24 protein-coding genes and 2 tRNA genes are annotated in these 24,406 nt (G+C 44.9%); 18 read left to right on the top strand and 8 right to left on the bottom strand.

Annotated features, from left to right (window positions below; all coding sequences use genetic code 11):
• Window positions 1-542: 542 nt before the first annotated feature.
• Genes BST85_RS02945 through BST85_RS02935 form a run of 3 tightly spaced genes read right to left on the bottom strand, consistent with a single transcriptional unit; the run spans window position 543 to window position 3,246 of the window.
• Entirely contained in the window at window positions 543-2,183 is a 1,641-nt protein-coding gene (locus BST85_RS02945) for a hypothetical protein (RefSeq protein ID WP_146090631.1), read from the bottom strand.
• A 53-nt stretch (window positions 2,184-2,236) separates the two neighbouring features.
• Complete coding sequence (locus BST85_RS14440) at window positions 2,237-2,746, bottom strand: glycine zipper domain-containing protein (RefSeq protein ID WP_245917622.1); 510 nt, start codon at window positions 2,744-2,746, stop codon at window positions 2,237-2,239.
• Window positions 2,743-3,246 carry a nuclear transport factor 2 family protein gene (locus BST85_RS02935; protein WP_104811897.1) on the bottom strand — a complete coding sequence of 168 codons (504 nt, stop codon included), beginning with the start codon at window positions 3,244-3,246 and terminating at the stop codon, window positions 2,743-2,745. Before BST85_RS02935 ends, BST85_RS14440 begins: the two co-directional genes overlap by 4 nt.
• 137 nt (window positions 3,247-3,383) lie before the next feature.
• On the opposite strand from BST85_RS02935, the gene BST85_RS02930 reads away from it, so the two are divergent.
• From BST85_RS02930 to BST85_RS02895, 8 genes are all read left to right on the top strand, one after another.
• Window positions 3,384-4,019: a hypothetical protein gene (locus BST85_RS02930; RefSeq protein WP_104811896.1), complete on the top strand. Its 636-nt coding sequence runs from the start codon at window positions 3,384-3,386 to the stop codon at window positions 4,017-4,019.
• A 22-nt stretch (window positions 4,020-4,041) separates the two neighbouring features.
• Window positions 4,042-5,064, top strand: coding sequence for a S1C family serine protease (locus BST85_RS02925; protein ID WP_146090630.1), 1,023 nt, complete (start codon window positions 4,042-4,044; stop codon window positions 5,062-5,064).
• A gap of 15 nt (window positions 5,065-5,079) precedes the next feature.
• Window positions 5,080-5,730, top strand: coding sequence for a hypothetical protein (locus BST85_RS02920; protein ID WP_104811894.1), 651 nt, complete (start codon window positions 5,080-5,082; stop codon window positions 5,728-5,730).
• A 125-nt stretch (window positions 5,731-5,855) separates the two neighbouring features.
• A complete protein-coding gene (locus BST85_RS02915) occupies window positions 5,856-6,590 on the top strand; it encodes a hypothetical protein (protein WP_104811893.1) in 735 nt (244 codons plus the stop codon).
• 9 nt (window positions 6,591-6,599) lie between these two features.
• On the top strand, window positions 6,600-7,520 hold the full coding sequence (locus tag BST85_RS02910) for a transporter (RefSeq protein ID WP_181039943.1): 921 nt from the start codon (window positions 6,600-6,602) through the stop codon (window positions 7,518-7,520).
• A 21-nt stretch (window positions 7,521-7,541) separates the two neighbouring features.
• Window positions 7,542-8,594, top strand: a complete 1,053-nt coding sequence (locus BST85_RS02905) for a DUF481 domain-containing protein (RefSeq protein WP_104811891.1) — start codon at window positions 7,542-7,544, stop codon at window positions 8,592-8,594.
• Between the two features lie 43 nt (window positions 8,595-8,637).
• A tRNA-Leu gene (locus BST85_RS02900) sits at window positions 8,638-8,721 on the top strand.
• A gap of 276 nt (window positions 8,722-8,997) precedes the next feature.
• Window positions 8,998-9,081 (top strand) — tRNA-Leu (locus tag BST85_RS02895).
• A 720-nt stretch (window positions 9,082-9,801) separates the two neighbouring features.
• Here the strand turns inward: BST85_RS02895 and BST85_RS02890 are convergent.
• Both BST85_RS02890 and BST85_RS02885 read right to left on the bottom strand, forming a co-directional pair.
• On the bottom strand, window positions 9,802-12,120 hold the full coding sequence (locus tag BST85_RS02890; protein WP_181039942.1) for an FG-GAP-like repeat-containing protein: 2,319 nt from the start codon (window positions 12,118-12,120) through the stop codon (window positions 9,802-9,804).
• A complete protein-coding gene (locus BST85_RS02885) occupies window positions 12,093-13,139 on the bottom strand; it encodes an FG-GAP repeat domain-containing protein (protein WP_104811889.1) in 1,047 nt (348 codons plus the stop codon). The genes BST85_RS02890 and BST85_RS02885 overlap by 28 nt, the downstream gene beginning before the upstream one ends.
• A 153-nt stretch (window positions 13,140-13,292) precedes the next feature.
• Between BST85_RS02885 and BST85_RS02880 the strand changes: the two genes are divergently transcribed.
• From BST85_RS02880 to BST85_RS02840, 9 genes are read left to right on the top strand one after another with little or no spacing between them, the layout of a single operon-like run.
• Window positions 13,293-14,207, top strand: a complete 915-nt coding sequence (locus tag BST85_RS02880; RefSeq protein WP_342750381.1) for a MerR family transcriptional regulator — start codon at window positions 13,293-13,295, stop codon at window positions 14,205-14,207.
• An 18-nt stretch (window positions 14,208-14,225) separates the two neighbouring features.
• Window positions 14,226-15,689 (top strand): phytoene desaturase family protein, encoded by a 1,464-nt coding sequence (locus BST85_RS02875; RefSeq protein ID WP_104811887.1) that lies wholly within the window; start codon window positions 14,226-14,228, stop codon window positions 15,687-15,689.
• A complete protein-coding gene (locus tag BST85_RS02870; protein ID WP_104811886.1) occupies window positions 15,689-16,531 on the top strand; it encodes a phytoene/squalene synthase family protein in 843 nt (280 codons plus the stop codon). Before BST85_RS02875 ends, BST85_RS02870 begins: the two co-directional genes overlap by 1 nt.
• Before the next feature lies 1 nt (window position 16,532).
• The gene (locus BST85_RS02865) at window positions 16,533-16,982 is read left to right on the top strand and encodes a sterol desaturase family protein (RefSeq protein ID WP_104811885.1); all 450 of its coding nucleotides are present in this window, start codon (window positions 16,533-16,535) and stop codon (window positions 16,980-16,982) included.
• Window positions 16,982-17,680, top strand: a complete 699-nt coding sequence (locus BST85_RS02860; RefSeq protein ID WP_104811884.1) for a lycopene cyclase domain-containing protein — start codon at window positions 16,982-16,984, stop codon at window positions 17,678-17,680. Before BST85_RS02865 ends, BST85_RS02860 begins: the two co-directional genes overlap by 1 nt.
• A gap of 56 nt (window positions 17,681-17,736) precedes the next feature.
• Window positions 17,737-18,141 (top strand): thioredoxin fold domain-containing protein, encoded by a 405-nt coding sequence (locus BST85_RS02855; RefSeq protein ID WP_104811883.1) that lies wholly within the window; start codon window positions 17,737-17,739, stop codon window positions 18,139-18,141.
• A complete protein-coding gene (locus BST85_RS02850; protein ID WP_104811882.1) occupies window positions 18,138-19,073 on the top strand; it encodes an FAD:protein FMN transferase in 936 nt (311 codons plus the stop codon). Before BST85_RS02855 ends, BST85_RS02850 begins: the two co-directional genes overlap by 4 nt.
• Window positions 19,057-19,281: a DUF4266 domain-containing protein gene (locus BST85_RS14300; RefSeq protein ID WP_181039941.1), complete on the top strand. Its 225-nt coding sequence runs from the start codon at window positions 19,057-19,059 to the stop codon at window positions 19,279-19,281. The genes BST85_RS02850 and BST85_RS14300 overlap by 17 nt, the downstream gene beginning before the upstream one ends.
• Before the next feature lie 5 nt (window positions 19,282-19,286).
• The gene (locus tag BST85_RS02840; RefSeq protein WP_104811880.1) at window positions 19,287-20,483 is read left to right on the top strand and encodes a DUF3570 domain-containing protein; all 1,197 of its coding nucleotides are present in this window, start codon (window positions 19,287-19,289) and stop codon (window positions 20,481-20,483) included.
• Here BST85_RS02840 and BST85_RS02835 read toward each other — a convergent pair whose 3' ends face one another.
• From BST85_RS02835 to BST85_RS02825, 3 genes are all read right to left on the bottom strand, one after another.
• A complete protein-coding gene (locus BST85_RS02835) occupies window positions 20,484-21,047 on the bottom strand; it encodes a TlpA family protein disulfide reductase (RefSeq protein ID WP_104811879.1) in 564 nt (187 codons plus the stop codon).
• Window positions 21,048-21,108: 61 nt separating this feature from the next.
• Window positions 21,109-22,185, bottom strand: coding sequence for a hypothetical protein (locus tag BST85_RS02830; protein ID WP_104811878.1), 1,077 nt, complete (start codon window positions 22,183-22,185; stop codon window positions 21,109-21,111).
• A 71-nt stretch (window positions 22,186-22,256) separates the two neighbouring features.
• Window positions 22,257-22,925 carry a Crp/Fnr family transcriptional regulator gene (locus BST85_RS02825; protein ID WP_104811877.1) on the bottom strand — a complete coding sequence of 223 codons (669 nt, stop codon included), beginning with the start codon at window positions 22,923-22,925 and terminating at the stop codon, window positions 22,257-22,259.
• A 120-nt stretch (window positions 22,926-23,045) separates the two neighbouring features.
• On the opposite strand from BST85_RS02825, the gene BST85_RS02820 reads away from it, so the two are divergent.
• Window positions 23,046-24,404, top strand: coding sequence for a Gfo/Idh/MocA family protein (locus BST85_RS02820; protein ID WP_104811876.1), 1,359 nt, complete (start codon window positions 23,046-23,048; stop codon window positions 24,402-24,404).
• The last annotated feature ends 2 nt before the right edge of the window (window positions 24,405-24,406 follow it).

Raw genomic sequence — 24,406 nt, 5'->3', positions numbered from 1 at the left:
CCCGCGCGACAAGCTGGCCCCTCGGGCAAAATGTCCACCGGACATTTTGTGATCCCTCGGTCCGGTCCGGTGAAAGCAGTGAGCCAACCCCAGCATTCATACTTCTGATAATTACTAATTGTTCTCAAACAGCCACCGCACCACCTGACCCCGCATTTTGAAAGGTCCTGTGGACCTTTCAACTTCCGTTGGAAGACATTCGGTCCGGTCCAACGAGCGAAGCGAGTTAACCCCAGTATTTCGAGTGAAGTCTGAAGGGTGAGACCCGTCAGTAGTCAGCAGTTGGCAGCAGACATACCTAGTTCTTTCCCCTCACTGCTCAATGCTCACATTAATAGTCTGTAGTCAAATTATGCGATCTCGATTAAGGACTATCGATTAACCAATAACAACTTCCACCTAGGGGCACTTTTCCCCACCCTGGACAAATTAAGGTAACCCTAAATTGCAATCAAGTAAAAATTGACCTGGCCTTGATTATTCATGAAATATCGTGTCGGAATTTACGAGTGATCAATCAGTACAAACCCATGGATTAAAATCTATTCAGCCGGATCAGTCCGTCCTAAAACCATGGGATACTCACCCGCCGTATGAAATCGCCACTCTATTTCACCGTCCATAGCCTCTTCCAGCAGGATCCAGTCGCAACACTCGGTTGCCTGTTCAACTTCTTCTTCATCCAATAGGTTTCGGGAATATATGATCTGTATCGAACTATCTCTTTCCAGGAAGATATACCGGAGGTTGATCTCCGTCAATGGATGATTAACATAGACGGTTTTCGCTTCTTCATCCATCAGATATTCAGCTACTTCCATAGCTCGATAAGAATAGAACTCCTGCAATTGAATCTTTCGGGTAAACTGGAAAACGGACAAGGCGATAAACAACGATCCAAACACCACAATTGAGGTATGATTAAGTCTTATTCGATCTTCGAATGTCCTAATCAACTGACCAAGGATAGAGAGTACAATTACCACCAAATAGATCCAGGTTCTGGAAAAAGGTATCACTCCATGGATCATCAAAATTATCGGAGGCATCACCAGGCAAAAAATCCAAAACGCCAGCTGAGTAACCTTGCGGGCGAGTGCCATCAACATGACAACTACCGCTACCGTAAATACAATCAAGGGCATTCCGAATAGGAACTCTGAAGTTTCCGAGAAATGTGACCCCAATCTGGACCATACCTCAGCTCGTGAGATTGGCTGCACCATCTCGTTATTGATCAAGGAATTCAACCCTGACCTGAAAAGTATAGGGCCGTATAGCCATGCGACGATCAAGCCTCCGAGCAAATTCAACCCAAGGAAATGAACAGTAGAGCGAACACCGCTTTTAAAAATCAGCCAGACAGCTACAAATCCAACGCAGCAAAAAAACGGATAGACAAAGGAGGGCATGGTATACAAGCCTAAAATTCCACCTGCTACCAGCAATAAACTATACTTCCTTCTCTCCCTTTCTGAACCCGTAGCAGCCGTTAAACGCATGACCGCATAATGACAAATCACAAAAGCCAGAATAAGTAACATATACCCCCGTGACAGGTAGCTGTAATAACTTACAGGGAATAGAAAACAGAACAGTGGTAACAGCACGAGTGCTGCTCGCTTGGAGAAGAGCCTGTAACTGGTGTAGGCAAAGACCAAGGCCGTTATTAACGAAACCAACAAGTTGGAAAGTCGCAAATTCACAGTGGTCCCAAACGGTAAGTCCCTGGTCATTACCGTCAAGACCGAATGCAGGACGTGATTGTTGGGTAAAGGATAGTACGAGATAGCGGTTAAAAAACCAGGACGGGTAAAGTTCAAATAGGTCCAGGCTTCGTCGTAAAAAATGGGACGAACCAGCACATTGTACAAATTAAAAAGAAAACTGATGCCAACTATTACCAAAGCACTGTATAGATACAACCGGTCTATCCGCAGTATCCGGCTCTTTACGGCGATGATCCACTTCCGAATTCTCAAAAAGAAATCAGCAACAACCTCAGACCGAGAGATGATCTTCCAGCCCATTAAGGCTGTGAAAAGCGTTAGCAATCTAAGGCCCCAAACTACTGACGGACTTAACCAATTCCTCAGCTTAGTTGAAGCGACCTCATCCAGGTGAAACCAGCCCGTGATCAATTGGACCAATGAATCTTTAGAGGTAATTACAAGGAATGTCAATAAGATTAGGCTTAGGCCCAGAATTACACCTCCAAACCAACGTATAAACCGTGTCAGAACTTAACGGTGTAACCCTTAGCCTCCATACAGGCACTAAAAGCCTTCTTGTAATTGTTCTCTGCCTCCTTCTGGGCATTGGCCGCTGCTGTGTTGTTGCTTTGCTGCTGACGTGATTCGGCAGCTCTTTTCTGCCGGCGTCCGCGCAGACCACCAATGATGGCACCATATGCAGCCCCATCGCCCATATTACCTGAAATGGAGCCTATAGCAGCACCAACGGCTGCTCCTCCTGCTGCTCCGACAACCGCAGATCCATCCGCAGATCGATCTACTTGCTCTCCAACATATTCGGGCGGATTCATAGGGTCATAACCTGTTTGCTGTTTAGCCCAGGTAAAGCAGGCAAGCTCATCGTCGTTTTGTTGGTCCTGTCCTTGTCCATCGTTTGGAAAAATAAAGATGTCCAAACTGGAAGAAATGGATCCGCTATTCTGAGCCTGACCAATGAAACCTCCTAATATGAGCATGATACTCATCAATCCAATTATTCTGTACATCTTCATAATTCGTTGGGATTTATAAAGACATAACCCAGTTGCTCCAGGGCATCTGCCTCATTATAGAAAGTAAATGAACGAGCGATCTTTCCATTCTCGATCTTGTAAATGGTATTGGCCAAAATGGTCACAGACGGTAGATCTCCCTGGTAAGTGATCTCCAACTCTGCCCAGTTCGACACCCACTCGCCCGCATTGTCCCCATCTGAAACTACCACAGCCATGTTGCGGGATCGTTTGTAGTCGATCTTTTCATACAAGGTCTCCACATTGAGCTTCCAACTGGCCACTCCATCCAGCTTGTTGATACTGTCGTTCCTTGAAGGCCCGTAGCCCATGTAGTCTTCCGCCAGGTAATTGGACATGGCATCGTAATCCAAATTTTCGACCGCTTCTACATAATCTTCAACCAATTGGATATTGGCCGAGGTCTTTGCCTGATCTCCTGCACAGGAAACAAAGACCATCATGCACAGCAATCCTAAATAAAGAGCTAGTTTACGCATACGTTATTTTTCCGTCTAATGTAATAAATCGATAAGCGCTGTCTAAAACTTTATTCAATTTATTGAGCATTAAGCCAATTATAGTATTTTTGAGAGATTCGCGCGATTAACCTATTCCATAACTAATTTAAATGCATATGAAAAAGATTTCCTTCATCGCATTGGTGTGTTTGCTGACACTATCGGGATGTAGCAGTAAATACCTGACCTCTTCCTCTAATGTCAGCCAGGAAAAAAAGAGTTACGACAAAATTCTGATCGTGGCCATCGCCAAGGACCTTACTTCAAGGATCCGCTTTGAAAACCAGGTAGTATCTGATTTTGCCACCAAAGGCATTACAGCTGCATCTTCTGTAGATGTGATCAAAAAAGACTCCTTCGATAAAAAGTTGACGGAAGCGGAAATTGACATGTTGAGAAATACCCTGAAACAAGCTGGTTTCGATGGTATCATTATCACCAACCTGATAGATGCCTCTCAATATACAGATGTGATTCCGGGTAACACCAACACCGCCTACTATCCGGCGCGATATGGACGGTTTGGCCGCTACTACAGTTATTACCCGGTGACCTATTGGGAGCCTGACCAAGTAGTTACCGGAGTAAAATATACCCTTGAGAGTGTACTCTACGATTTGCGTGTAGACGATACCGATAACCTGCAGTGGGTTGGCCGCTTCCAGGTTAAGGATCCTTCGTCCATCTCCAAGTCAGTTTCCAAATACTCCTACGAGTTGGTCAACGCTCTTATGGAGTCCAGTATCCAGTAGGAACCTTAAACACTTCTTGGATTTGAAACGTTTTATGACTTTGGCCTTACTAGTCAGTGTAAGCTGTAGTATGGCCCAATCCCTGCCCGAGCTTTACAAAAGAGTAAGCTCTTCGGTAGTGGTGATCAACATAATAAGTGTAAGCCCTGAACTGGGCGCATCAGGAGTAGAGCTGATGGCAAACCAGGCATCAGGATCGGGAGTTTTGGTGTCCGAACAGGGCCATATCTGGACCGCTGCACACGTCGTACAATCGGCTGAATCCGTAAAAGTGGAATTCTCAGATGGTCAGACCTACGAAGCAGACGTGATCTCTTCCTTTCCCCTGGCGGATGTCGCCTTGATCAAAGTGAAGGGCAATTTCGAGTTGAAAGGTCGGCATGTTGCCAGTATAGGTAATTCGGACCAATTGGATATTGGAGAAGACATCTTCGTGCTCGGTGCTCCCAGAGGGTTCAAACAGTCGCTGAGCAGAGGAATCCTTTCAGGGCGATACTTACCCGAACATCTGAGCAATGCCTTCGTCAACATCGAATTCCTTCAAACAGATGCCGCAATCAATCCGGGTAATTCCGGAGGGCCCGTCTTTAACAAAAAAGGAGAGGTCATGGGAATTGCCAGTAGGATCTATACCAACTCAGGGGGCTTTGAAGGGCTTGGCTTTGCAGTGTCATCCAATGTGGCGCAGAAGTTATTGACCGGCGATCCTATCTGGGGAGGGATGGACACTCAACTGCTCACAGAAGAAATGGCCGCCGCTTTAAATGTTCCTCAATCCGGGGGATTACTCGTGATGAATGTTTCGACCAAAGGAGCAGGAAATCAACTGAACCTGATGGGAGGATTTATACCCGCCAGCATCGCAGGGGTGAACATCATGTTGGGAGGAGATATAATCCTAGAGATCGGCGGAATTCAGATCGAGGACATCAATTCCATCTTTAAGGTCAGGGAACGAATCGGGAAAGCTCAAAAGGGCGAGAAAATCTCAATTACCATTTTAAGAAATGGAAAGATCGGCAATGCCGAATTCGCAAAACAATAAATAGAAAAACAGTTCATGAAAAATCGAATTTTTATACTCTTGTTGGCAGTAAGCGGTCTGTTCTCTTGTAAAAGTGTGACCATAGTTGACGCTTGGAAATCTCCAAATTCCAACGAATTTGCCGACAACAATGCCTTGGTCATAGCACGAACCAAGAATCGAACTGCAAGAATAGCTTTCGAACGCGCCATTACCGACCAACTTAAAGCAAGAGGCTTGAATGCGACCGCGAGTTTTGAACGTTTTCCTAATTTCGATCCGGATGCAGAAATGACCGAAGAGCGTCAAGCTATGATCAAAACCATTTTTGATAACGAAGGATACGACGCAGTAGTGGTCACTTCACTTAAGGATGTAAAGGAAAGCACAACATACTACGACAACAACTACTACCCAGGGGCATGGGGTGGATATTATCCTTCTTACTATGGAGGATTCTACCCGTATTATTACCATCCCTACGCCTATACCTATTCAGTAGGGATAAGCACCGGACCTAGTAGCTACACCACCAAGACCTATTATCTGGAAACCGTAGCCTACGATCTGACTAAGGACGATTCCGATCAATTAGTGGCAGTTGTCACTTCCAAAACGGACAATCCAAGCGACGCCTACAAGGTAGCCGACAAATACGCAGAAGAGATCCTGAAGGCACTGGAATAGTACCTGCCTGTTGTGGTAATTGAAATCTAACCCTTAACTTAAGGGCTGGAAAGGGTTGGAATGGTAGATTGTTCTTTCTCCTGACCGAGATATGGTCAAAATTCAATTAACTAAACAACAGAACCATGAAGAAGCTATTCCTTCTGCTGGTATTATTGTGGGTCGGTTTGATGCAAGCCCAGACTACGGAAAACGACGATAAGGAAGAGTGGAATTGGCAACTGACCCCCTACTTCTGGTTTACTGGTCTTTCCGGTGACATCGATTTTCAAAGCCAGAATATTCCGGTATCAGCAGATTTTGGCGACCTGATGGATAATTTCAGTATTGGGTTCCTCATGCATGCCGAAGCCTCTAAAGGTCGCTGGTTTGTTATGGGCGATATCGTTTATCTCAAACTGACCAAGGACGGTGAGATCGAACAAGTCAATATTCCGGCAGAATTAGAACTCAAGCAACTTATAGCAGAAATTGGTGGGGGTTATAATATCTTCAATTCTCAAGACTGGTTATTTATCGATGTATTTGGCGGACTGCGCTATTTTGACATCTCCAATGAAATCAATGCCGGTGGAGTTACTGCGTTTGATCGTACCACAAATGTCAATGATCCCTTTGTTGGAGTGAGATTCAAGACCATTACAGAAAAATGGATCAACAGTGCACGGATAGACGCTGGTGGGCTGGGAATAGGATCAGATATTAGCTGGAAAGCCAACATCTATGTAGGATATCGTTTCTCAGAATTATTCTCTGTACTTCTGGGTATACAAGGTTACGGTATCGATTACAAGAAGGACGACCTGCGGCTCAAACTGAACTACGCTGGTGTTGCTACAGGCTTAAATTTTACATTCTAATAGATTCTTGTGAGATCAGCTCAATGCTTGGTTTGTGTATTGCTGACTTCTCTGCTGCTCACTTTGGAGAGCATAGCGCAAGATGTTGAGCCTCGGCGTTGGACCCCTATCCCATTAGACACGCGTGTTATCGGAGCGGGTTATGCCTTCACTCAGGGAGAGGTATTGTTTGACCCTTCTCTATTGGCAGAAGATGTAAAGATCCAGATACATACTGTAGCATTTTCTTATGTCCACCCACTTAGAATTGGAAAGAAATTTGCAAGACTGGGAATATTAATCCCTGTCAATTTTGAAGATTGGAACGGTCTTCTTGAAGGAGTACCCAGATCGGTGAAAAGAAGCGGATTGGTCGATCCCAGGATTCGCTTTTCCATCAACCTCATCGGAGCTCCCGCCAGCAATCTGAAAGATCTGCAGCAGTTCTACCAGGAAAACCCCACTCACACTACCTTAGGTTTCAGCCTGGCTATCAGGTTACCACTTGGACAATATGACGAAAGTAAACTGATCAATATTGGTGAAAACCGTTTTATGTTCAGGCCACAATTGGGCTTGGAACACAGATGGGGACCTTGGTCATATGAACTCACTGGTTCCGTATTCTTTTATTCTGAGAATAACGAATTCTTTCCAGACCAGCGCAAGGTTACCGATCCGATCTACGCCATTCAAAATCATCTGATCCGTCGCTTTAAGAAAGGGATGTGGCTTGCCGTTGATCTGGGTTACGGCTATGGTGGTGAAAGCTCACTAGATACGATTCCTTTAGCCGATTATCGGTCGAACTTGGTAGTGGGTGGATCAGTTGGGGTCAGAATTGACCCCAGGCAAGCAATAAAATTGGTTTATTTCAGAAAAGAGGCTCTCAATTCGGTAGGTTCGGATGTTAACTCATTTGGGCTGGTTTGGACTATGGTACTTTTTTGAATTGTATACTGTAAATTAGAAATGAAAAAAGTTCGGCACTGTATGCACATACAAAGTAAACTGCTTCTGCTTTTCATAACATGGGCAATTGGCTTTTCAGCTCTAGCTCAAAAAGACACCTTGCACCTGAAAAGTGGTGAAGTCTTGATCGGGGAGGTTAAATCTATGGCCGCGGGAGTCCTGGTCATGGAGACATCTTACAGCGATTCTGATTTTATGATCGAATTCGACAAGGTTGTAAAATTAAATGTAGAACGCCGCTACTCCATTGTTTTGACCAGAGGTCGTCGAAGATTTGGTCAACTAAAACCTGATCCGGAAGCCGATAGACAGCTTAGAATTGTGCAACCTGATGGATCATTTGAGAGTGTCAAACTATGGGAGATCATTGCCCTCAGGGAAGTGGAAGGAACCTTTTGGCAGCGAACGAGTGGCTCGATCGATTTCGGTTACAACCTGACCAAAGCCAATAACAGCAATCAATACACTCTTGGGATACAGTTAGGATACATTGGAGAACAATGGACCTCTGATTTTAAACTAAATGCTCTGAGAACGGCACAGGACAACGTAGAGGATGTTCAGCGAACTGATGCGACAGCAGAAATAATTCGTATAATCGGAAAGCGCTGGTATGTATTGGGAAATGTTTCCTTTTTATCCAACACCGAACAGGCAATTAGATCAAGGTATAGCCCTAGTTTAGGAGGGGGTCGCTTACTGGTGGCCACCAATAAGTTGTTCTGGGGAGTTGCCCTGGGTTTTACGTACAATATCGAGAATTTCGAAGATCCGAGCTTAGATAAGAATTCAGCTGAGGTTTTTGTAAACACCTCCCTGAATATGTTCGATTTCAAGGATTTTAGCCTGACCACTGGTCTAAAAATTTACCCCAGTATAACGGAGAGTGGTCGGTGGAGATCTGACTTTGATCTGAACTTAAAATATGACCTACCATTGGACTTCTACATAAAAATGGGAACGACGGTCAACTTCGATAATCAGCCTGCTGTAGAAGGGAATGATTTTGACTACGTTTTTACCACGGGCGTTGGCTGGGAATTCAACAAATAATTTTTTGCAGGAAGCCGAAAGGACTTATATTTGCACCCACTTAGCCCGGATGCTGGAATTGGTAGACAGGCATGGTTGAGGGCCATGTGTCCATTAGGGCGTGTGGGTTCGACTCCCACTTCGGGCACTTGGGAATCAAATTGCTACCGAAGGCGGTATGTGAAGCGAGATTATCAAAAACTCGTTTTTGAATAATCGCTGCGAACAGACCCAGTTGCACAAAGTGCAACAGCAATTTGATTTTAATCTCGGCGCGTTCTTGGGAGCAGCGCAGCTACTCCCACAATAAAGACAGTGCCGAGACAAGTTCTTGAGAGTAGCTCAGCTGCTCCCAACAAAAGGCTAAGTAAAGGAGGAAAGCGTAAGTCCTACTTCGATATTCTTCATTACATCTAAAGTATCCGCCCGGGTGCTGAAACTGGTAGACAGGCATGATTCAGGTTCATGTGTCCGCAAGGGCGTGTGGGTTCGACTCCCACCTCGGGCACGTCAAGCGTAAAAACCCACCAAGGAAGGTGGGTTTTTTCGTTTGAGAGGAACACCAAGCTTGCTTGAGTGTTTCGAACAAACGGAAAAACAACACAAACCTCAGGTTTGGGTGGGTTTTTGCATTTGCAGGACTGGCCGTTATTGGGAGCAGCGAAGCTAACCCCGCCAATTTATATTTCTAATTACTTTCCTTTCAAGCTTGCTTGCTAACTTCGAAGAAACGGAAAAACAACGCCAGCCCGCCACCTGGCCCCTTCGCTAAAAACATCCACCGGATGTTTTTGTGCAAGCACACACCCGGTCCGGTTTTTACATTTGCAGGACTGCACGGCATGGGACGTGCGAAGCAACTCCCAGATTTGAGTGAGGAGTGAGGGGTGAAGAGTGTAGGCAGTCGGTCGGTAGTCGGTAGTCGGTAGTCGGTAGTCGGTAGTCGGTAGTCGGTAGTCAAAATAAAAGCCCGATTCACTACTCACTGCTCACTCAATAAATCGAATAACGATTCACGATTTCTACCTTGGGGCCCCCATTCCCCTACCGGGGCTAATCTAGGTCTTTCATGTATAGGTTCCCAGCGTAAACTAGAACACCTGTGATCATTCTTGAACGGTAAGGCCGTCATTCATAAACACCCTAGTGTGGAGACGGTAGTCTGTAGTCGAAATATCCCGAATTGCGATTCCCTAATCACCATTCAGTATTAAGAACTAAGCAGTTATCACCTTGTCCATGCAAATAACTGAGGACGACTGTTGTTATTTGCAACTAAAATTGCAGGGCGTTGACCAATCAACTGAAATAGTTCAAGACCTTTACAATTGTCAAGTATCATTAAACCGCTTTCCGAAATATCAGACTGAACAATAAAGGATCCATCTCCCAATCCGAATAAATAGAGACCCTTACCAGAATCGTATGCCGTTGTTTCCGGCTCGGTATTGTATCGGTTCCCTCCCAGCACAACATCCAGATTTCCGTCCCGATTGAAGTCGTGTACTACGATGTCATTTACAGGACTCATTTGAACCTCAACAGCTAAGGTCGAAATCTGAAAAGATCCGTTGGCCAAATTCTCCAGGTAAACACTGCTAAACGTCTCAGCCTGATAATGAAGAGCGTCTTCCAGATTTTCATTGCCGTAGATCTGGGTAAGGGAGGAGGAAGCAAACTCCGCATAACTGGGGAATTTCTCACTTAAAAAGGGCATTTGCTCTGTGGAACATTCCTTACCACGCACAGGTACCAGGCTACCTTGATAATCTTTACTCAGGACAATATCTAGCGTGCCATTTTCATCAAAATCGTTGGCGAAAATATGTAACGGTTTCGCTTTGGTTGGATGGAATTTGTTATTCTCACCAATATTACCAACAATGAAATCGAGGTCTCCGTCATTGTCGAAATCTCCCTTTTCTATACTGGACCACCAACCACCGGTTTGGTTAAGGCCGTAAAGCTCTGTTTTATTTTCAAACCCATTTCCACCAGATTCCATTACAGTGATATTCATCCACTCTCCTACCAGCATCAGGTCTGTTTTACCATCCATGTTCACGTCCGCCCAACTGGCATCAGTGACCATACCGATAAATTTAAGTTCACTGGCTAACTCATCGGTCTTGTCAGCAAATTTTCCGTTATTATTTTCCAACAGATATGAGCGAGGTGCCTCCGGATACTTACCAGGTGTTGTTCGTCCCCCGATAAAAAGATCCAGATCCCCATCCGCATCAAAGTCAAATGGCCGAACAACACCAGTACTGGAAATCATACGCGGCAGACCATTGGACGACCTGGTAAAATTTCCAGAACCATCGTTCATATAAAGTCTATCCTGCAACAGGAGGGAATTATCCCTGAATTCTCCACCTCCCCCACTGCTGACCAAAAGGTCCAGGTCACCATCAGAATCGGCATCAAAAAATGTGGCACCAACATCTTCATGTCCAGAATCCCGGTTCAAGATCGGCTGATCTGTGGCCAGTAATCCCTGAGCCGGATTCTGCACATAGATCACACCCGCCTGATCCTTTGCTCCGCCCATATAAAAATCGTCTACTCCATCACCATTCACATCGCCTACTGCCAAAGCAGGACCAAGCGTAGACTGTTTATGTGGTAATAAGATCTCCCGGGCAAAATCATTATACTCGTTTTCCTGGTGAGCAAAGTCAAAACTGGGAACCTGAGGAATAATATCAAGAAACATCTTGCTTTCGCTATCAGTCGAAGTACTAACCGCGGCCACTTTACTGCGATCGATCGTATGCTTCGTATTGATCGCCGGATTTTCCAATGTGGTGGTTTGACCATCTGGCCACTCCACCTCGATCCGGTCTACTCGCTGTTTAGTCCCTATACCAAAATGTGCTAATGGTTGCATACTGCTATAATACCCCCGGGAAAAGCTATACTCGATAATCTGTTCTGTTCCTCCAGCATACAGTCTGACCTTCGAATTATAAACCCGATCGATCAATCCATTATTCAATAATTCCAACTGAATATAATTCTGCTGTCCCTTTTCAGAGGTGTTGTTTCGATATACAAATGCAGGACTTTCTAAGTTGTTTACAACCACATCCAGGTCGCCATCATTGTCCAGATCACCGTAGGCAGCCCCATTGCTGAATGATGGATCCTCAAATCCCCACTCGATAACCTTATCCTCAAACTTCAGGGCGCCATCATTTCTATAGACATAGTTTGGAATAGGTTTAGAATCGGCCTTTTGCAATTGATCCCAATACACCTCCATCGTCTGCCCTTCTGCCTCATATCTCGCATTCAATTCTGTCTTCCAATCCTGATTCTTGGTATCCCGCTTAAATCCATTGGTGATTATCAGATCCTTGTAGGTATCATTGTCCAGATCCATCATAAGGGTTGCCCAACTCCAGTCCGTTTTGGCGATACCAGACATATGGGCAATTTCACTGTAGTAACCTGCCCCCCTGTTTAAACTTAGACTGTTAAACATGTATTGGGGTACAAAATCCATGGTGTAGGTTAAGAAATTGAAGAGTTCAACATCCATAGATTCCATAAGCGTCTTCGAGCGAAAATGATCCGAGGGGTCATATCTGCAACAAACAGGTCCATCAAGCCATCGTTGTTAATGTCGGCAACATCACATCCCATGGAGTAAAAGGAAGTATGATCGAAACTGCGTTCTGATTGTTCGTTAAAGGTGCCATCACCTAGCCCGAAAAAGACGAAATCAGGCATGTAGTAATCATTCGCTACATAAATATCCAGGATCCCATCGGCATTGATGTCCGTAACGGCTGCTCCTAATCCAAATCCAGGCCTGAATATACCGGCCTCTTCTGTGACATCTGTGTAACGGCCACCATCATTCCTGTAGAGGGTACTGCAGGATTTCTTATACTCACTAGCTGGTTTGGATTTAAGCACGCGCTCCCATTCCTGGGGACTACTTCCATAGTTGAACAAGGAATGATTGAGCACAAAGAGGTCCAGATCCCCATCCTTATCCATATCGAAGAATACCGAATGAGAGGAATAAGATGAGTCGTCGATGCCAAATTCTGCAGCTTTTTCAGTAAATGTGAGATCCCCGTTATTTATGTATAACTGATTGCTCAAGGCCAGGTCGTTCAAATAAGGACCAGAATTGGCGACGTAGATATCCAGATAACCATCTTTATTGATATCGACCAAATTGATCCCTGTTGACCATCTATTGGACTGAATACCGGCACTTTTACTAATATCTCGGAAGGTCATGTCGCCATTATTCAGATAGATCACATTGGGTGAGTCATTACCGGCAAAGACGATATCCTGAAAACCATCATTGTTCAGATCACCGATGGCCACACCACTCCCGTTATAAAAATTATCATAACGCCCAAGATTTCGCTCAATGGACTCTACACAGGTATTGGTAAAGTCTATCCCTGTCTCTGACGGTGACAACAAACTAAATAACGGGGCATCGGGATCTATGGTTGGCTGATCTGGAACCACTTCGGATTGGCAGGCAGCTAATAGAAGTGTGAGAACTAGAAGAAGGGTATATGGAAGTCTCATAGCGGCTGTTTGAGGCCTCAATTTAACATAATTTTAGACGTCCCAAAATTCATTTATCAACAGTCTGATAAATATTTTGTTTATCTTTTAACTTAAATTTTTAAACATAATTGAGCCTGTTTTCATAAATTCGCAATGGTTAGGTAAGAAATTATGCTAGTAAAAACCCAATTTAGTATCCGTGATCTGGAGAACTTAAGTGGAGTAAAGGCCCACACAATTCGCATTTGGGAGAAGCGATATAATCTGTTGGAACCCGAGCGAACAGATACAAATATCAGACAATATGATCTGGATAATCTGAAGAAATTGCTCAATGTAACCTTCCTCTATAATGAGGGGTACAAAATTTCGAAGATAGCAGCTCTTTCGGAAAACGATATTGCCGTAGTAGTGCAGGAACAGGCAGAGCAGAAGAAAGATGATTTTGCTCTTACTGCCTTCAAAACAGCCATGTTCGATTTTGACTACAAGCTTTTTGCTGACACCTATTCCAAGGTTTTGGAGGACCGTAACTTCCGCGAGGTATTCTTCGAGGTTTTCATGCCCTTGCTCAATGAGATCGGTATGCTATGGCAAACCGGGACGATAGACCCCGCACACGAGCGCTTCATTTCGGAGTTGATAAAGCAGAAGATCATCATTCATACCGAGGCTGAAATGAGACAACCACGGAAGTACAATGAATCTGTTTTTGTATTGTATTTACCATATGAAGAAATTCATGAGATTGGCCTTCTCTATGCCAATTACGAACTTCTTAAAGGTGGATTTACCAGTGTCTATCTGGGTTCTAACATTCCAATAACCAGCCTTAAACATTTACTTAAACACTACGAGAACATCATCTTCTTTTCGTATTTCACCGTTAAACCGGATGAGGAAAGTGTAATGGATTACATCAAGCGTTTTGACAAGCTCATTTGCCAGAAGAAAACCTATCCACTTTGGCTGATGGGAGCCAAGGTTTACGAGCTGGCAGATTCCGTATTACCGGAAAACGTCAAGACCTTCTCCGATCTCTCTCAGCTATCCGAAAACCTGGTGCGTTACAAACGGACTAACTAATTCAGTTCTACCCCCACTATGCCTGCATCTGTTGCCATTATTGGATCCGGATTCTCATCGCTTGCGGCCTCGGCCTATTTGGCTAAAGCCGGCTACGATGTGAGTATTTATGAAAAGAACAGTACGGTTGGCGGCAGAGCCCGCCAATTGAAACGCGATGGTTTCGTATTTGATATTGGGCCAACCTGGTATTGGATGCCCGATGTGTTCGAGCGCTTCTTTTCTGATTTCGACAAAAAGCCCTCCGACTATTACGATCTGATCAAGTTGAATCCGGCTTATTCGGTCTATTTTGGTCCCGGTGATGCTATCACTATTGAGGACAGCTTAGAAAAGATCTGTAGAGCATTTGAGGCTGAAGAGCCGGGAAGTTCAGAAAAGCTCAAGGCTTTTATGGCCGAAGCGCTGGACAATTACAATATTGCTATCAAGGACTTGGTATATAGGCCTGGAGTCTCCCCTTTGGAGTTGGTGACGCCAGTTACCATGAAAAAACTGGGTCAATTCTTCTCGACCATTAGTAAGGAGGTGAGGAAGGAATTTGATAATCCCAGGCTGGTTTCCATCCTGGAATTTCCAGTTCTGTTTCTGGGAGCCAAACCATCCAATACTCCGGCTTTCTATAGCTTTATGAATTATGCGGACTTTGGTCTTGGTACCTTTCATCCCAAGGATGGTATGTATAGTGTGATTCAGGGAATGGAGCAATTAGCACGTGATCTGGGTGTAATGATTCATACCGAGGCCGCCGTTCAGAAGATCACCGTAACAGGGAAGCAGGTGAAAAACCTGTTGGTTGATGGAAAGGAAATTGAAGCAGACTATATCTTGTCGGGTGCAGATTATCATCATACCGAACAACTGTTGGATCCCGGATATCGCCAATACTCTGAATCCTATTGGGACAAAAAGGTATTCGCCCCCTCTGCACTCTTGTTCTATGTTGGGTTCGACAAAAAGCTGGAGAATGTAGATCATCACACCCTCTTCTTTGACGTTCCCTTTGAGGAACATGCCAGGGTAATATACGACGATCCTCACTGGCCCGAGAAGCCTCTTTTCTATGCGAGTTTCCCATCTAAAACAGACGATTCTTGTGCACCTGTAGGAAAAGAAGCAGGAATTTTCCTAATCCCTTTAGCTCCTGGAATTGAAGACGATGAGTCCATCCGGGAAGAATATTTTGATAAAATAATGACCCGATTCGAAGATCTGACGGGTCAACAAGTGAAAAATTCAATTATATTTAAAGAGTCCTTTTGTATCAATGACTTTATAAAAGACTATAATTCGTACAAGGGAAATGCATATGGGCTGGCCAACACCTTGCTACAAACTGCGTTCCTACGACCTAAGCTAAAGAGTAAAAAAGTGAAGGGGTTGTACTTCACGGGACAGCTGACTGTACCAGGACCTGGGGTGCCTCCGTCTCTGATCTCTGGGAAATTGGTCGCAAGTTTAATTCAAAAAGAATCTGCGTAGTGAAAGCTATTTTTGATCAAGTTTCTAACCAATGTAGTCGCAAGGCCACCCATGCGTACAGTACCTCGTTCTCACTGGCTACAAAGATGCTGGCCCCTACCATCAGACAAGACATTTACAATATTTATGGTTTTGTTCGCTTCGCAGATGAGATCGTAGACACCTTTCACGACTACCCTAAAGAAGAATTATTCGATCGTTTTGTAGCCGATCTGGATCACGCGCTCAAAAATGAGATCAGTCTTAATCCGATTTTAAACTCCTTTCAACATACGGTGCGCAAATATGGAATAGAACGGGAATTGATCGATTCTTTCCTGAAGAGCATGCGAATGGATCTGTATAAATCGGTTTATAAGACACAGGAAGAATATGCGGAATACATCTACGGTTCTGCCGATGTGGTCGGACTGATGTGTTTAAAGGTCTTTGTTAAGGGAGATAACGCACGCTACAACGAACTGAAAGACGCGGCCATGAGCCTGGGATCAGCCTTTCAAAAGGTCAATTTCCTCAGAGATCTCAAGGCAGATTTCGAGGGCCTTAGCCGTACTTATTTTCCCAATACCGACCTACAAGCGCTTGATGAAGTATCTAAACAGGAGATCATCGCCGATATCGAAGCCGATTTCCATAAAGGTTATCAGGGAATCTTAAATTTGCCGGCAGAAGCCAAATTCGGTGTATTCATGGCATATCGTTATTACAAGCGTTTACTGAAAAAACTTAAACGGGTTCCTGCTATGGAGATCAAGAACAAACGTATCCGAGTCCCCAACTATGAAAAGATCGGTCTATTAACCCGGTCCTATGTTAAATATCAACTAAACCTGGTCAGATAAGATGCAAGTTGCCCTTTGGATATTGATTTTTATTTCCACTTTTCTCATCATGGAATTCATGGCTTGGTTCACCCACAAGTATATTATGCACGGATTTCTTTGGGTGCTTCACAAGGATCATCACAAGAAAGATCACGGCAGTTGGTGGGAGCGCAATGATCTGTTCTTCATTTTTTATGCGGCTGTCAGTATAGGATGTTTTTATGCCTGGAATTCCCATGACTTTTGGGCAGGACTTCCTGTTGGACTCGGAATCTTTGCCTACGGATTTACCTACTTCATGGTTCACGACATCTTTATCCATCAGCGGTTTAAGATGTTTCGCAATGCCAATAATTGGTACGCAAAAGGAATTCGGAGAGCGCACAAGATCCACCATAAGAACATCAATAAAGGCGAAGGAGAATGCTTTGGCATGTTGATCCCACCATTAAAATACTTTAAGCGTTAATGAAATACCTGTATCTCTGGTTAGATCTTGGTTCGTTCATTATTCCCTTTCTTTTTAGTTTTCATCCGCGTCTTAAGTTCTATTTGAGATGGAAGCGTCTGTTCCTGGGGATCGCGGTCATGATGTGCATTTTCATCCCTTGGGACGTTTACTTTACTGTTCAGGGGTATTGGGGATTTAACCCAGATTACCTCAGCGGAGTATATCTGTTCCATCTGCCTCTGGAAGAGTGGCTCTTCTTTATTTGCATTCCTTACGCCTGTTTGTTCACTCACTACGCATTATTGGAACTCTTCCCGAAAATGAAGTTATCGGCTAGAGCGACTTCAGTGGTCTATATTAGCTTGGTCTCTGTTCTGATCGTGGTTTTATGGTATCATTACACCAACTGGTATACAGGATTGAATTTTGCATATGCCCTTCTATTACTGGGCATTGTCTATAACAAGCGTGCAGACATCCTTCAATCCTTTTTCCTGACCTACCTTATAATCTTGGTCCCTTTCTTTATTGTGAATGGTGTATTAACAGGAACAGGCATAGAAGAACAGGTTGTTTGGTATAATAATGCGCAAAACCTGGAGATTCGGTTGGGTACAATTCCTGTTGAGGACCTCATCTATAACCTGGGAATGCTACTTACCGTTTATGCCATTATGGAATGGCCCTCCAGTCGGAATCCCGCCCTCAAAAGCTGATTAACGGCTATCGAAAAATGTTTAACTTAGGGATCACAACCAACTAATTGATCCCAATGATAATCTCTAGAGGGAAATTTATTCTCTTTTTAGTACTGTTTATTGGCCTATACTCCACTGCCCAAGAAAAAGCAGCATATCGTCTTATCGTTTTTGAGGGATCTGATTGGTGCAGTAATTGTCTTCGCTTGGAGCGAAATGTATTGAGCCAATCCAGCTTTGATGTTTATCGACTTTCTAAGTCCATGCAGATAGAGCGCATCGATTTCCCACAGCGTAATGAGCAGGATAAGGCAACCAAAGAATACAATGCAAAAATGGCCGATCAATATAACTTCCAGGGTACCTTCCCTACCGTACTCCTTGTCGATACAGAAGATGGAGCCTACCAGCAAATACCCTATCGGAAACAAAATGTAGATCAGTTCATTGGACTGATTGAAAATGCGATGAGTCAATGAAACTGCAGCGGTATACCCAAACGGAAACCCTGATGGGTTGTGGATTTAAGCTAGGTCTGGTCCTGGACGATCCCAAACGGGCTACGGAATTGCTAACCGCTGGTATTGCTGAGATCCGCAGAATTGAAGCGGTCCTCACAGAATTCAATGAGACCAGCATGACCGGTCAGTTAAATTATCAGGCTGGAGGTGCTGCTGTAGAAATCAGCGAAGAGTTTATGCAACTGATGATCAGATGCAAGGGCCTGTATCGGATGACCCAGGGTTATTTTGATCCTTCCGCCGCCGTTTTAAAAGGGATCTATCGGTTCGATGGACAGTATGCACGATTGCCTGGTAATCAACAACTAAATAAGCAAATGGAGCTGGTTGGGTTTGACAAGATCGAATTCCATACCGAAAAGAAACAAGCAAGACTTCCTGTAGCTGGAATGCGTATCAATTTTGCGGCAATTGGGAAAGGGTATGCAGCAGATCGGGTAAGGACCATTTGGCAGGATGCCGGGGTTCATGGCGGAATTATCAATGCCAGTGGCGACCTCTGTTCATTTGGGAAGGATGAGAAAGGGAAAGATTGGACTGTAGGTATCTCTGATCCTGACCAAGAAGGAAGATTCATATTACATTTACCAATTTCAGACAGGGCCATTGCCACTTCCGGTAATAAATATCAGTATTTTATTCATCAAGGCAAACGATATTCACATAACCTCGATCCAACCACAGGGAAGGCGATCAGCGGTATAAAAAGCGTTTCGGTTATATCACCTTCTGCCGAACTTTCAGATGCCCTGGCAACGGCTATTCATGCCATGGGCGTGCGAAAGGGCTTGGGATTTGCAAATCAATTGCCATCGACACACGTCGTCATCATTGACGACAATAATCATATCCATTTTTCTAAAAATCTCGATTATGCGGCGACTTCTTAAAATAGTCTCGGTCTTAGCTCTTATCGGACTTGGTCTTGCTTCCTGCTCGGATCAGTTAAAACCCTATGAGCGGGTTTATGTAGACGATACCGAGATGCAACTCGCACCCAGTAGATCGTTGGTATTCCAACACTATGTGCACTCAATACGGGAGGGTGCTGTTACGGCTAGCGCCAAAAAAGGTAGTGGAGGATGCGGATGTAATTAGAACCGATGAAGAAACCCTACCTCATCGTTGGCAGTCTGGCTTGTACCATTTGGTTGGCACAAGCACAACAGCAAGAGACAATCCGGGTTTCTCAGTCGGATATTTCCCTGGTATATAATCAGTACTTACAGACCGGTGATAATTCTGCGGTAACCGGAGGAATTGGCACAGAACGCCTCACTATTTATGGGCCGGCTTTTAGTATGAGCCATACATTTGGCAACAACATCATTGATTTTGACCTGGGTATAGATGTCATTTCTTCGGCCTCTACAGATAACATTGACTTTGATGAATCTTCTCCTTCCAGGCTGGATGCAAGGACCTACACCAGTATTGGATATTCCAGGATCCTGGAGGAGGGTCGAATGACCATTACTGGAGGTCTCAGTGGGTCGATCGAATCCGATTATACCTCGTTGGGGACCAATTTCGGTGTAGTGGCCTCATCAAAAGATAAAATGAATACCTATTCCGCCCAAGCTCAGCTCTTCTTTGACGATCTTCGCTGGGGCCGGCTTCAAGGCGGATTTCTAAAACCTCCTATCGGGTTGATCTATCCTGAGGAATTGCGCTTTAGAGAATGGTATGATGTGTACAACAGGAATTCCTACAACTTGAATCTTGGATTTACCCGAATCATTGACCAGCGTAACACCTTCGGTGGATTCATCACCCTCAGTTTCCAGGAAGGATTGCTTTCCACACCCTTTCACCGGGTTTATTTCAATGATGGGAGCCTAGCTGTGGAACTGCTTCCCAACGAGCGTTTTAAAACAGCCCTGACCGGATCATGGAATACCTTTTTAGGCGGAAACATCATCCTGAGGAATAGCCTCCACGGTTATATGGACACCTTTGGAATTACGAGTTTTGCCATAGAGAGTGAGGCGGTATTTAAGATGAATGCCCGCTGGAACCTTCAACCGAGCGCTCGCTTTTATCTGCAATCGGAATCCGAATATTTTGCACCCTTTGAAGCTCACGATCCAACCGACGAGTTTTACACTTCAGACTATGACCTATCCGAGTTCAACAGTCTAAATATCGGATTGCGCCTTTCGCATAGCCCTACAGGTAGAAAGAACGGTAATCTGGCCAATATCTCCTGGCAATATTATTATTACGGCCGGTCCAATAACCTGGCAGCCCACACCCTGTCCATGGTGCTGAATTTCCGGCCTAAGAAGGAAGATAACTGATCAATCCATTAGTAGTTGGTCCAAAAGCTCCCGGGTCGATTTAGAATTCCAGTTGGCGGCACCTGTTTTACGAATAACGATCTGCCCTTGTTTATCCAGCAGATAGGTGGTCGGTAAGCTTTTATAGGAAAGATTGTCTGGCGGTACGGACCTCAATTGAAAAGCTGGCATCTCAAACTCCCGGGATTCCATAAAGCGATCAATCAGTGAAAGATCCTCAGCAGAGACCAGGTAAAAATCGACCTGCGTCCCATAATCGTTATAAAGTTCCTGTAGAGAAGGCATTTCAGCTATACATGGTGGACACCAGGTTCCCCAAAAGTTAATGATGACCACTCTCTCACGGGACCGATCCAAATTGACCAGGTTTCCCTCCATATCTCTAAGCACCCAGTTGTAGTCCTCTAGTCTGGTCCTATCCTCTTCCGATAATATAGATGGAGAAAAGGAGATCAACCGATTAAAAAAGACCTTGATCGGGGTACCGGTCTGAGGGAAGATCAACAGAGCCAGAAAGGCCAGGATCAGGATGTTTCCGTAGTTTTTCTTTAGAAATTTGACCATAAAAATAATCGCGCCCTCCTTTAGTCCGGAAAGCGCGATAAAGCTAACAAGAAATTTGAGCTTATTCGCTCACACGGCTTACCGTAATCGAGTTAGACAAGCTAAAGCATCCTTCAAGGTCGGCAGCGTTTTCACCGACTGCAGCTCCCTGAAGTCCATCTTCAAATCGCAAATACCAGATCAGACACACCCCTACTCCAGCTCCGTCAAAATCTACCGTTTCAACATCGGCTAGTGTTGGTGGTAGTCCAAGTATATTTAAACTATCGTCTGTGATCACCCAGGTACTATTGGACCCTGTGGCGTTTCCATCTAAGGTGATTCCACTTACAAAATCCGGGTTACCGTCAATTATGAATTCGAAGGGTCCTCCTGAGATCATTCCAGCTTGCGGCTGATTACGTGTCACGGTAATGGAATTGGACAAGCTGAACGTTCCCTGCAGGTCATTGGCATTCATTCCTGGTTCTGCCCCAACTAGGTCATCTTCAAATCTCAAATACCAGATCAGGCAAACACCAGGACCAGCACCGTCAAAATCGACTCCCTCCAGGGCTGCCATATCGGGTGGTAATCCAAGAATGACTCCTTGGTCATCGGTGATCACAAAGGTTCTGTTTGTCCCTGTTGCAGCAGGGTCAGTGGTAATCCCGCTCACCATGTCAGGCGTTCCGTCCACACAGAAATCAAATGGACCACCGGATAGTGTGCCCGCATTGGGGGCCGCGTTTCTAGTAACGGTAATGGAATTGGAGAGATCAAAATCTCCTTGAAGATCATTGGCATTTTGGCCAACCTCGGCTCCTTGCAGGCCATCTTCGAAGCGCAAATACCAGATCAGGCAAACTCCTGCCCCGGCACCATCAAAATCGACGTTCTCCAGATCGGCCGTTGTTGGTGGAAGACCAAGAATAACACCTTGATCATCCGTGATCACAAAGCTTCTGTTCGTTCCTGTGGCATCTGGATCGGTTTGAATACCACTTACATTGTCCGGATTACCATCTACGATAAAGGTAAACGGACCACCGGTGATCATGCCGGCATTTGGCACCACGGCTGCCTGGGTGTCGTCATCGCTTTCGCAGGCAAACAGCAGAACAGACAGGACCAACAGGCCCCAGATAGACTTTTTCATGTTTTGATTTTTTTAGGTTACTGAGGCAAAGCTATTTCAGCCCGAGAAGATAAAATGTCAGCTAGCTGACATTAGACAGAAAATTTAAGGCGAATCTCCTTCCTGCTGAAATCAACCTCATTCAATTCCTTGAATCGGTTCATAATAGCATTGAAGGTGGGACGGGAAGTCCCTATAAGGTGAGCTATATCCTTTTGGGTGTACGGATGCTCAATAACGGTATCTCCCGTTTCGGGGCAGCAATGACCATAGTCTTCGGCCAACTCCTTTAAAAATTCCCGCACCCTGGTTTCCGCATCCCTGAACAGTATGAGTTCCAATCTCCTTTCCAATCGTTTGATCCGGAAACCGATCAGTTTGTATATCCGCACACTCAAGGAACGGTTATCACGCATCAGATCATGCATGATCCCAACATCCACCGGACAAATGGAGGTGGAGTTATCCACAGACATGGCAAATTCTTCCCTGGTTTCTTCTCCCAAGATGGCTTGTTCACCGAAAATCTCACCTTTGGTAAGGATCGCCTTGACCACTTCCTGACCATCCTCGGTATAGTATCCGATCTTTACCTTCCCCTTTTCGATCAGGTAGATCTTATTGGCATGATCCGCCTCAAAGTAGATATAGTCTTTCTTATGGTATTGATCATAAGAGTGCGAAGCCTTGTGCTGCTTGAATTTGTGCGGACAAAGGACTTGAAACAGGTTGATGTCTTCCAGGTACCAGATGGGCTTCATGATCGATTAGCTATAGGGTTTTGGTCGAATCAGTAATTTTTGCCTTACATCCTTCCCAGGACTTTGGTTAAAATTGTAATTTCCAAGACCAATAATTAACACCACCTCAACGAAACGACTATGGGTACACGAAGAGATTTTGTAAAAACAACCGCTTTGGCAAGCACGGCCCTGGCGCTTTCTCCCGGTTTAAGCTGGGCCTCAAGAAATACAGGAGCCGATAAACTCCGTTTAGGTTTTATAGGTGTTGGTCTTAGAGGAACCAACCACCTCAATAACGCTTTACAAAGAGACGACATCCTGGTCACAGCAATCTGTGATATAGATGATGGACGCAACAGTATTGCCCTGGGAATGATCGAAAAGGCAGGTGGGAGTAAGCCTAAAGTATTCAGTAATGACGATTACGCCTATCGCGATCTGTTGGAATTGGATGAGGTTGATGCCGTCATTATATCTACACCTTGGCTTTGGCACGCCAGGATGGCGAAGGACTCCATGCGCGCCGGGAAGTATACCGGTGTCGAAGTTTCCGCAGCCAATACCCTGGAAGAATGTTGGGACCTGGTCAACATTCACGAAGAAACCGGAAGCCATCTAATGATCTTAGAGAATGTATGCTACAGAAGGGACATCATGGCTGTGATGCGCATGGTCCGTGAAAACCTTTTTGGCGAACTTATCCATTTCCGATGTGGTTACCAGCACGATTTGCGCTTTGTCAAGTTTAACGACGGGGTCGAACCTTACGGTCGAGGCGCAGAGTTTGGTGAAAAAGGCATATCCGAATCGGCCTGGCGTACCCAGCACTCCCTTACTCGGAACGGAGATGTCTACCCAACCCATGGAGTAGGTCCAATAGCGGTTATGGCGAATATCAACCGGGGAAATCGATTCGTCTCCATGACTTCGGCAGCCAGCAAGGCAGTAGGTCTAAATAAATATATTGTGGATGTAGGTGGCGCAGATCACCCCAATGCCAAACTAAAATGGAAACAAGGGGATGTGATCACTTCCACCATTGAAACCACTATGGGAGAGACCATCATAGTGACTCACGATTGCAATTCTCCTCGCCCTTATTCCCTGGGCTTCCGAGTACAAGGAAGCGAAGGATTGTGGGAAGTAGATGGGAATCGAATCTACATCGAGGGTAAATCAGAAAAGCCACACCGTTGGGACGACGCTTCCTCCTGGTTAGAACGCTATGATCACCCATTGTGGCAGAAATACGGCGAATACGCCGAAGGATCTGGCCATGGAGGCATGGACTTTTTTGTGCTACAAGCATTCGTAGAGTCGGCGAAGCAGAACATAGCACCTCCCTTGGACGCTTATGATGCTGCTGCCTGGAGTGCAATAACCCCCCTTTCTGAAGCGTCCATTGAAAATAATGGAGCTCCCCAGGATTTCCCGGATTTCACACGTGGTAATTGGGTCAAGAGGAAGCCCTATAATTGGATCAAAGACCAGTATTAATA

It is taken from the genome of Aureitalea marina (assembly GCF_002943755.1).
In the GTDB taxonomy this organism is placed as follows: Bacteria; Bacteroidota; Bacteroidia; order Flavobacteriales; family Flavobacteriaceae; genus Aureitalea; species Aureitalea marina.
This window is presented reverse-complemented; position numbering and strand designations above follow the sequence as displayed.

Coding starts and splice junctions, on each gene's coding strand:
- BST85_RS02935 (WP_104811897.1), bottom strand. CDS start 3,246: ATGCGTAAACTAGCTCTTTATTTAGGATTGCTGTGCATGATGGTCTTT.
- BST85_RS02825 (WP_104811877.1), bottom strand. CDS start 22,925: ATGAAGCCCATCTGGTACCTGGAAGACATCAACCTGTTTCAAGTCCTT.
- BST85_RS02860 (WP_104811884.1), top strand. CDS start 16,982: ATGAAATACCTGTATCTCTGGTTAGATCTTGGTTCGTTCATTATTCCC.
- BST85_RS02890 (WP_181039942.1), bottom strand. CDS start 12,120: ATGGATGTTGAACTCTTCAATTTCTTAACCTACACCATGGATTTTGTA.
- BST85_RS02905 (WP_104811891.1), top strand. CDS start 7,542: ATGAAAAAAGTTCGGCACTGTATGCACATACAAAGTAAACTGCTTCTG.
- BST85_RS02920 (WP_104811894.1), top strand. CDS start 5,080: ATGAAAAATCGAATTTTTATACTCTTGTTGGCAGTAAGCGGTCTGTTC.
- BST85_RS02850 (WP_104811882.1), top strand. CDS start 18,138: ATGAAACTGCAGCGGTATACCCAAACGGAAACCCTGATGGGTTGTGGA.
- BST85_RS02880 (WP_342750381.1), top strand. CDS start 13,293: ATGCTAGTAAAAACCCAATTTAGTATCCGTGATCTGGAGAACTTAAGT.
- BST85_RS14300 (WP_181039941.1), top strand. CDS start 19,057: ATGCGGCGACTTCTTAAAATAGTCTCGGTCTTAGCTCTTATCGGACTT.
- BST85_RS14440 (WP_245917622.1), bottom strand. CDS start 2,746: ATGAAGATGTACAGAATAATTGGATTGATGAGTATCATGCTCATATTA.
- BST85_RS02830 (WP_104811878.1), bottom strand. CDS start 22,185: ATGAAAAAGTCTATCTGGGGCCTGTTGGTCCTGTCTGTTCTGCTGTTT.
- BST85_RS02865 (WP_104811885.1), top strand. CDS start 16,533: ATGCAAGTTGCCCTTTGGATATTGATTTTTATTTCCACTTTTCTCATC.
- BST85_RS02820 (WP_104811876.1), top strand. CDS start 23,046: ATGGGTACACGAAGAGATTTTGTAAAAACAACCGCTTTGGCAAGCACG.
- BST85_RS02835 (WP_104811879.1), bottom strand. CDS start 21,047: ATGGTCAAATTTCTAAAGAAAAACTACGGAAACATCCTGATCCTGGCC.
- BST85_RS02885 (WP_104811889.1), bottom strand. CDS start 13,139: ATGAGACTTCCATATACCCTTCTTCTAGTTCTCACACTTCTATTAGCT.
- BST85_RS02840 (WP_104811880.1), top strand. CDS start 19,287: ATGAAGAAACCCTACCTCATCGTTGGCAGTCTGGCTTGTACCATTTGG.
- BST85_RS02875 (WP_104811887.1), top strand. CDS start 14,226: ATGCCTGCATCTGTTGCCATTATTGGATCCGGATTCTCATCGCTTGCG.
- BST85_RS02930 (WP_104811896.1), top strand. CDS start 3,384: ATGAAAAAGATTTCCTTCATCGCATTGGTGTGTTTGCTGACACTATCG.
- BST85_RS02855 (WP_104811883.1), top strand. CDS start 17,737: ATGATAATCTCTAGAGGGAAATTTATTCTCTTTTTAGTACTGTTTATT.
- BST85_RS02915 (WP_104811893.1), top strand. CDS start 5,856: ATGAAGAAGCTATTCCTTCTGCTGGTATTATTGTGGGTCGGTTTGATG.